Raw genomic sequence first — 7,902 nt, 5'->3', positions numbered from 1 at the left:
ACGCCCGCGGAAAGCGAGTGCCTGAAGTGGAAATCAACGTCCAAATTTGTACAAGCCAAAAAAACTGTAGACACACTCGATTTTCATCGAGTTTGTCTACAGTCTGAGACTTGCCGTTTTAAGGCAAGTCTTTTTGTCAGTCGCGCATGGATTCAAAATCATTCATGGCTTCCATATTTGATTCTTTTTGAATAATGAAAGCCTGTGAAGGGATGGCAATTTGTACTTCTTCCTGTTCCAATATCTCCATTATTTTGAAATTAACATCTTCCTTGATTGATAAATACCCTCCAAAGTCAGTCGCTTTCGTGAAGAAATAAAGGTAAAGGTTGAAACCAGAATGACTGAACTCATCAAATTTAACCAAAATCGTTTCTGGATGTACCTCTGGATGATCAATAAGCATTTTTTCTATGTCCTTAATGACATTTTTCAATTTTTCTTTTGGTGTCGTGACATTCACACCTAAATGGAAGGCAATCTGTCTTTTGCCCATTTTGGACCAGTTGATAATCGGTTCATTCGAAAGGGTCGCATTAGGGACGGTAACTAATGCTTGAGCAAAAGTCCGAACTTTGGTGCTTCGGAATGTGATGTCTTCAATGGTTCCCTCCACACTTGGAGTTTTGATCCAATCCCCTATGGTAAAAGGTTTTTCGGTAACGATGACGATACCACCAAAGAAGTTGCTGACTGTATCTTTAGCCGCAAGAGCAAAAGCCAATCCGCCCAAGCCAAGTCCTGCGACAAATCCATCGACATTAAATCCCCATTCTTCCGCAATGATGGAGGCACCAAAAGCCATGATGATTAGTTTAATGATTTTGGTAAAGAATGGCATGACGATTTGATCGACTTCCAGTCCGAATTTACTTACTAATTTCGGAAATAGGATGGTTAAGATCGAACTGATATTGAAAATCGTCCAAATTATTAAGAAGACAAAAAATGATCTATATAATTTTGACCTTAATTCAACTGAAGGTGAGTCAATCGGAAAATAGTGCATTGAAATGATAACACCAATCAAAACGATAAGCCATCTTACCGGCTGTTCTATAGCGAGCATTAAGTTGGCGGCAAATTCAACTTTACGTTTTTCTGCAATTCGATGAAAGAATTTGAATATATATGTAGTAAATACTTTCCGAAGCAAAAGGAAGATTAGAAAAATCCCTATGGAGATTCCTAATTTGGTCCAGGCTTCGACCCCATCAAATTGATGGAGAGAATCAGAAACTTCTTGCAATGTATTACTCCTCCAATGTATCTTGTAGTATTGTAGAATACTAAGATTATAATATATTCATGCTGAAAAAGGAAAAATAATCGATGATTACATTCTTCATTGGGATTTTTTCGGTTCTTTTTTCGGTTCACTGAATACTTTTTCAAGTTATTAATGGCAAGGATATATGGTAATATGGATGCAAAGTGATTTTTTAAGTTTGGAAGGTGGAAATATTGACTAAGAAAATAGTATTTACCGGAGGCGGTTCTGCCGGTCATGTATCTGTTAATGCAGCAATCATCCCGGAATTTTTAAAGCATGATTGGGATGTTACTTATATTGGTTCCAAAAAAGGCATTGAAAAAAATATCATCGAAACGGAATTTCCCGAGGTCCGTTATGAAACGATTTCCGTTGGGAAATTCCGACGTTATCTATCTGTTGAAAATATGAAAGACCCATTCCGAGTCATAAAAGGGATTTTTGATGCAAGAAAAATATTAAAAAAGACCAAGCCGGATTTCATTTTTTCTAAAGGTGGATTCGTTTCGGTTCCGGTTGTTTTGGCAGGCAGAATGCTCAGAATACCGATTGCGATACATGAATCGGATTATACGCCTGGTCTGGCTAATAAGATTGCCATGCCACTTGCATCGAAAATTTTCACTACCTTCCAGGAAACGGAAAAAGACCTTCCGAAAGAGAAGGCCATGTATCTTGGCGCTGTATTGCGCGATGGGATTTTTACGGGAAACGCTTCTGCTGGAAAGGCATTTTGTGGATTCACGAATAACAAACCGGTGTTACTTGTAATGGGCGGAAGCCTTGGGGCTGTTAAAATCAATAATTTAATTACAGATAACCTTGATGCTTTATTAAAGGATTATCAGATTATTCACATTTGCGGCAAGGGAAATGTGAAAATGGAATTGAAACAAAGGGGGTATGCTCCTTTTGAATTCGTCCACGAAGAATTATTCGATCTTTTGGCGGCTGCTGATGTCGTTGTGTCAAGGGCAGGATCAAATTCAATCTTTGAATTCCTTGGTTTGCAAAAGCCGATGTTGCTTATCCCTCTAAGTGCCAATGCATCCCGTGGAGATCAAATCCTGAATGCGTCAAGCTTTGAAAAACAGGGTTTTTGTAAAGTCATTCAAGAAGAAGAGCTAAATGACCGGGTTTTCAATGCTACGTTAGCGGATTTATTGAAACAATCGGATGAATATCAGGAGAAAATGCGTCAAAAACGCCCATTCAAAACGGCAGCTGAAATGTATGAATTACTGCTAAATGTAATGGGTGCAAAAAAATAAGTATCATTCCCCACTATGTAGCATATCTTTTTCGTGCAGAGGAGGGGGTAGAATGGCTTATGAATATTCCAAAGGATGGTTCATTAAGCAGCTAAAAGCCGCGGGGATTAGCTATCATCCAATTGAGAAAAAAAAACTCGAGCTGTATAAAACTTATATTTTAAGGCGTTTATACGACGATCTGCAAAAAAGATAAATCATAAAAAAGAACCGCAACTGAACTGCACCCCACTTGTTAGACAACATCTAACAAGTGGGGTGCAGTTTTTTTGACTAAAAATACGATAGACGAAACATCAAATGCAGTTTTATAGTACTTAGAAGGGACCAAATCCTATAAATCCATCGCTCCAGAAAGAAATGTAGGTGTATACCCTCGTTTCCATAATGCTGATAAAGCACTTGATCGCTTGGAATCGTAAGGTTTACTCCTTCTCCATTCAGATCAGGGCGGCATTATCAGATGAAACAATATTCGCATGATTTGAAGAGAACATAACATTACAAGCATGTCCCCGCAAAGGGTACGGTCATTGAAAACTTCATTGACTTATTAAAATCCGAATTACTCTATCTGCAAGAATTTGAAAGCATGGAGCATTTCAAAACTAGAGCTAGAAGAATATATCCCTTACCACAATCATCAACGAATCAAGGTAAATTTAAAAGGCATGAGCACGGTGGATTACCGGGTTCATGCCCTCACTGCTGCCTAAGTATATAAAATGTCTAACTTTTTGGATTCGCTCCAAAAGTCATTGGCGTTGCGGTTCTTTTTTATAGGAAATTACTGATAAAAGGAAAGAAACAGGAAATAAGGATCCCTGCGATAGCCATTGCCGCACCTGCGACAGCCCCGGTAAACTCACTTTCCTGGGCAGCTTGAGCCGTTCCGAGACCGTGAGCGATCGTACCATAAGCGATACCACGTGCGAAGGGCATCGTAATGTTTAGCTTATCCATCATTTTTGGAGCGATCATCGTACCCAGCACCCCAGTCAAAATGACGAAGGCTGCTGATATATTGGGATTTCCTCCATAAAGTTCCGTGATTTCAACAGCGATGGGCACTGTAATGGATTTAACCGCCAATCCTTGGAGTATGATTTGCGGAAGTGAAAATGCTTTAGCGATGGCGAAGGCTATGATCAATGTGACCAGAAGACCAAAAACCATGCCGCTAATTGCCGGCATTGCATATTTAACGATTATTTTTCTGTTTTTATAAAGTGGTACGGCTAAAGCAACGGTAGCTGGTCCCAGGAAATAGCTGATGATGTCTTTTCCTGGAGAATAATCTTCGAAGTCCAACCCGCTGATCAGCAGTGCGAGAATAATTGTAACCGTACTGAAAAATACCGGCGTTGTAAAAGGTGATGGATGTTTAGCATATATTTTCCTTCCAGTGAAATAGGCAAGGATGGTTATCAAGATGCTATATGTTGTGATGAACGCTGTCATGCTGCTTAACCTCTCCTCTATGGGATAGCTTCTGAACGGTCCAAGCTGAAACGATGAATCCAAATATCAGGCTGACTCCCAATGTAAGTGCCAATGGCAAACCAAATTCAATGAAAAGCCATCCCATGGTCATTAAACTGATGGAAATGGGAATGAAGAAAAAGGCTAGGTGCTTAACCAAAAATCCTGAAGTAAGTTCGATCCATTCGACTTTTATAACATTCGTCTGTAATAAACCGAATAACAGAATCATGCCGATGACGTTGCCTGGTATAGGTAAGTGAAGTAAATGGGCTAAATAATACCCAAGCTTGCAAATGATGAGCAGGAAGGTAAGCTGCACGATAAAAGCAAATGTTTTTTTCATGATTAAGTCCTTTCAATGACGCTTTGAATAATATCTTTGAATTGGTCAATTGTATTCATTATAAAAAAATATACCTAAAAAGAATAGGGATTTGCAGCAATCTATCTTAAACATCCTGTGAAAATGGAAAAAAGAGCTTTCCAGGTTTGGAAGCTCCGGCCATTATATGAAAAGATAAACAAAGCCATATTGACATGTTCTTCACTCTATGCTTCAAGTAACTGCTGGTCGTCATCATCATGCTGTCTAAGGATATGAAAGGTGTATAAATCTTTAGGAATTTCATACAAATCGTAGATATCCTCTTCATGATTGATCTGATCATAAAGGGATTTTCTTGTTTCGTTGGCATTGACGGCATAGGGAAGCTTTTCTGCGGCTTTTATAGAGCGGATATTTTTTTTGCGAATGCGCATGAAGACCGTTTCCAAACCGAGCTCGAAAAAAAGCTCTTTAAAGAAAGTGTCTTTTGCAATGGCATTATACCCTTTTCCATGATAAGGCTTGCCAAGCCAAGTGCCTAAGAAACCTGCACCATTTTCAATATCATATAAAGAAATACAACCGATGGGATTTTCCCATTCATCCAGGATTGTTCGTGAAATGAGTTGCCCAGCATCTTCGGCTTCGATCGTTTGCTTAGTAATGAAAACATATTCTTCATATGAATCTACCTTATGGCGCACGAAAGGGAAGACATCTGGATGCGTCATTTGTTCATAAAGAGAAAAACAATCTGAGAAATCTCTCTTTTTTAACATTTCCGTCCCTCCGTTTGAGGGCAGTTCTTATGCGTAGTCGCTGCCCACCCTCGAAATTTTTTAAGTCGTTCATCAAAAAATTTCGGGGTGGGAATCGAACCCACTAGAACCGGAAAACCGGTGGCGCACCATTTGCCTTCCCTATTTTTATTGTCAGAAAATATGCAAATCTGAAGAACCTTACGAAGGTATAATACTAAAAAAAAAACGGTTTGGGAATAGGTTTTTTGCCTTTTTTTTTCGTCAAATTTCAACTTTTTCATGAAGGGTGAAATTAGAAGGCAAACGCCTGCATTTTTCCATGGAAAAATGATTTTTTCGCCCGCTTTTTTCTTTAAAATTCACCTGTGAATTGCATGAATAAAATGATCGCGCCAATGGCCCATACATAAATGGAGAATATTTTAAGTGAACGTTTTTTTAAGAAATCGATCATCCATACTACGGCTATATAACCAAAGATTGCTGCTGCCAGAGTTCCGACGAAGAGTGCAGTGAGTGGAAGCCGTTCAACTTCTCCCGTAAAAATCGGTTTCATCTGAAATACAATGCCTCCGGTAATGGCAGGAATTGAAAGCAAAAAGGAAAAATAGGCAGCAGTGGCCCTATCCAGCCTGCAAAATAGGCCAGCGGCTATCGTGAGGCCGGAACGTGAAAGAGCAGGCATGATGGCAGCAGCTTGGAAGGTACCGATAATCACGGCATCTTTAATCGAAATTTCATGAAGGGATTTACCGCCTTTTCTTACTCCGTCCGCTATCCATAAAATCAGTCCGGTCGCTAAAAATTCCCAGCCAATGGTCACGCCTGTTTTTGAAAGTCCATCAAACCAATCCCCGAGTAGAATGCCGGCAATCACTGCAGGAATTGTCCCAGCAATGAGAAGCAGAGTCATTTTGGAGAAAGGGTTTTTCAAAATGGCAATAATGTCATTCTTATAGACGACCAATAAAGCCAGCAAGGTTCCGATATGGAGCATGGTATCCAGAAATATGCCGGCTTCGTCAAGATGGAAAATATGCCGGCCTAAATATAAATGTCCAGTACTTGAAATAGGTAAAAACTCAGTCAAGCCTTGAATGATCCCAAGGATGAAGGCCTGAAATTCGTTCAGCAAAAAAACATCACTCCTTTCCATATCGTATAGGACAATCCATTATTTAAACTGTATGCACAAGACGGATGATCATATTCGGATTTTTTTGACATGTGTATGGCAAATTTTGTTTAATGAAGAAAAGGCAGTCCGATTTTACCTTTTTCGAATATAATGAGAGGAAAAATGAAACTATTTTTCATTTGATTCGTAATAATTCATATGAGAAAGGAGGAGAAGACACTATGCCTACTAAAGATGAAAGAGTGTTTGCTGCCCTTATTTATGTGATCAGCTTTTTTACAGCATTTATCGGTCCTTTGGTGATTTGGTTATTGAAGAAGGACTCGTCACAATTTGTGGATTATCACGGAAGGGAATACCTGAATTTTTTCATTTCCTACACCGTATATTCGATAGTTGCAGGGATACTCACTATAGTATTGGTTGGATTCTTGCTATTGCCGGTTATCGGGATAGCTCTAGTCGTATTCACCATTATTGCTGCTGTTAGGGCTTATGAAGGTACGGACTACAGGTTCCCGTTGGTTTTTAGGATATTATAGAATGATGTAAAAGGATTCCGTTCATTTCGGAGTCCTTTTTTATATGAATCATGTCGGGAATTGCCTTTCATTAAGAAGGGAATAGATCATATTAAAGCGAATAAAGTATTATGGTAACTACTTCAATCCGCTTTTAGGAAGTAGGGCTGGGCGGCTTGTGGTACTGCTAATCAATGGCCGCCATTAAGGCGGCAATCTTTCTTGTAAGGAGTGAGGAGCAGAGCAGGGTATGAATATACGTGAATATTATCAGAAAACGAGCAATTCAAATTTTCATGCATCTTGGATATCTCTTCTTTTGGCATTTGTATTTTTCATTTTCCATATTTTTGCGATGATACCGGGCAATATATTATTGATAACGTCTCCATTTATTTTCTTTAGTATTGTCCAATTTGTCAGTCATCGTATATATGAAAATAGAATGAAGGAATTGCCTGATGAACACATCGGGACGAATGCCGGGTTATTTAAAAATGAATATATTTTATTGACTTATATGCCCGCACCGACATTGCGCCTGCTTCTCTTTGCGCCGGATGGGTCTCTAATGGGAGAGGTACGGGATTTGAATATGAAGTGGTTCATGTGGATGATTCCCAATTTCTTGTCGATGCTCTTGGCCAAGCGATATGAACTTGTGGACCATGAGGGGCGTTTGCTTGCTAAGTACCATATCAAAAGGGGACTTTTCAATAAAATGACGATCATGGATGATCAGGGCTGCATTATTGGATCGTATCAAGAAAATCGGTCATTCGTGAAGATTAATGGAATGATATATAAGGAAGATGGTACGGAATGGATGCCTATTGAAACGCCGGGAAGTGTGAATTCTTTCGAGATTGCCACAAAAGAAGGAGAAAAGATCGTTTCATACCAAGAAGGCTGGATGCCTTTGGAGTGGGGGAAACGATTCAAAACAAATACACCCATACTTTCTTTTTCATCAAATGTCGATGAAATTCCTAAAATCATCGTTTTTGGGTTCTGTGCAGCCACTTTAAATCATCGTTCAAATTGACTAGAATTACCCTTTAGCAAATCTTTTAAATATTTGATATAATCATAGTGGAATACTTAGATTAAATACATAATAAAAAGGTG

At 39.1% G+C, this 7,902-nt stretch carries 9 protein-coding genes and 1 pseudogene; 5 read left to right on the top strand and 5 right to left on the bottom strand.

The window, feature by feature from the left end; genetic code table 11:
• Window positions 1–136 precede the first annotated feature (136 nt).
• On the bottom strand, window positions 137–1,249 hold the full coding sequence (locus tag IOC57_RS14550; protein WP_207439400.1) for a mechanosensitive ion channel family protein: 1,113 nt from the start codon (window positions 1,247–1,249) through the stop codon (window positions 137–139).
• 206 nt (window positions 1,250–1,455) lie between these two features.
• On the opposite strand from IOC57_RS14550, the gene IOC57_RS14545 reads away from it, so the two are divergent.
• The 3 genes and pseudogenes from IOC57_RS14545 to IOC57_RS14535 form a co-directional block, all read left to right on the top strand.
• Entirely contained in the window at window positions 1,456–2,544 is a 1,089-nt protein-coding gene (locus IOC57_RS14545; protein ID WP_309487713.1) for an undecaprenyldiphospho-muramoylpentapeptide beta-N-acetylglucosaminyltransferase, read from the top strand.
• Between the two features lie 52 nt (window positions 2,545–2,596).
• The gene (locus tag IOC57_RS14540; protein WP_207439398.1) at window positions 2,597–2,740 is read left to right on the top strand and encodes a DUF2639 domain-containing protein; all 144 of its coding nucleotides are present in this window, start codon (window positions 2,597–2,599) and stop codon (window positions 2,738–2,740) included.
• A gap of 235 nt (window positions 2,741–2,975) precedes the next feature.
• A pseudogene (locus IOC57_RS14535) lies at window positions 2,976–3,260 on the top strand (IS3 family transposase); the annotation flags it as partial.
• Between the two features lie 61 nt (window positions 3,261–3,321).
• Here the strand turns inward: IOC57_RS14535 and IOC57_RS14530 are convergent.
• The 4 genes from IOC57_RS14530 to IOC57_RS14515 all read right to left on the bottom strand — a co-directional run bounded on the left by IOC57_RS14530 (window position 3,322) and on the right by IOC57_RS14515 (window position 6,247).
• The gene (locus IOC57_RS14530; protein WP_207439396.1) at window positions 3,322–4,005 is read right to left on the bottom strand and encodes an LrgB family protein; all 684 of its coding nucleotides are present in this window, start codon (window positions 4,003–4,005) and stop codon (window positions 3,322–3,324) included.
• Entirely contained in the window at window positions 3,980–4,372 is a 393-nt protein-coding gene (locus IOC57_RS14525; RefSeq protein ID WP_207439395.1) for a CidA/LrgA family protein, read from the bottom strand. Before IOC57_RS14525 ends, IOC57_RS14530 begins: the two co-directional genes overlap by 26 nt.
• 206 nt (window positions 4,373–4,578) lie before the next feature.
• Window positions 4,579–5,133: a GNAT family N-acetyltransferase gene (locus IOC57_RS14520; RefSeq protein WP_207439394.1), complete on the bottom strand. Its 555-nt coding sequence runs from the start codon at window positions 5,131–5,133 to the stop codon at window positions 4,579–4,581.
• Between the two features lie 334 nt (window positions 5,134–5,467).
• A complete protein-coding gene (locus tag IOC57_RS14515) occupies window positions 5,468–6,247 on the bottom strand; it encodes an undecaprenyl-diphosphate phosphatase (RefSeq protein WP_207439403.1) in 780 nt (259 codons plus the stop codon).
• Window positions 6,248–6,474: 227 nt separating this feature from the next.
• Between IOC57_RS14515 and IOC57_RS14510 the strand changes: the two genes are divergently transcribed.
• Together IOC57_RS14510 and IOC57_RS14505 are read left to right on the top strand one after the other, a co-directional pair.
• On the top strand, window positions 6,475–6,795 hold the full coding sequence (locus IOC57_RS14510) for a DUF4870 domain-containing protein (protein WP_076366112.1): 321 nt from the start codon (window positions 6,475–6,477) through the stop codon (window positions 6,793–6,795).
• Window positions 6,796–7,024: 229 nt separating this feature from the next.
• A complete protein-coding gene (locus IOC57_RS14505; RefSeq protein ID WP_207439393.1) occupies window positions 7,025–7,819 on the top strand; it encodes a hypothetical protein in 795 nt (264 codons plus the stop codon).
• Window positions 7,820–7,902 lie beyond the last annotated feature (83 nt).

Source organism: Bacillus sp. SD075 (genome assembly GCF_017355165.1).
In the GTDB taxonomy this organism is placed as follows: domain Bacteria; phylum Bacillota; class Bacilli; order Bacillales; family DSM-1321; genus Peribacillus.
The sequence above is the reverse complement of the archived record's forward strand: the minus strand, read 5'-3'. Positions and strand labels throughout refer to the sequence as shown.

Excerpts from the sequence above, each read along its gene's own strand:
- IOC57_RS14505 (WP_207439393.1), top strand. The coding sequence starts at position 7,025 with ATGAATATACGTGAATATTATCAGAAAACGAGCAATTCAAATTTTCAT.
- IOC57_RS14520 (WP_207439394.1), bottom strand. The coding sequence starts at position 5,133 with ATGTTAAAAAAGAGAGATTTCTCAGATTGTTTTTCTCTTTATGAACAA.
- IOC57_RS14510 (WP_076366112.1), top strand. The coding sequence starts at position 6,475 with ATGCCTACTAAAGATGAAAGAGTGTTTGCTGCCCTTATTTATGTGATC.
- IOC57_RS14530 (WP_207439396.1), bottom strand. The coding sequence starts at position 4,005 with ATGACAGCGTTCATCACAACATATAGCATCTTGATAACCATCCTTGCC.
- IOC57_RS14540 (WP_207439398.1), top strand. The coding sequence starts at position 2,597 with ATGGCTTATGAATATTCCAAAGGATGGTTCATTAAGCAGCTAAAAGCC.
- IOC57_RS14525 (WP_207439395.1), bottom strand. The coding sequence starts at position 4,372 with ATGAAAAAAACATTTGCTTTTATCGTGCAGCTTACCTTCCTGCTCATC.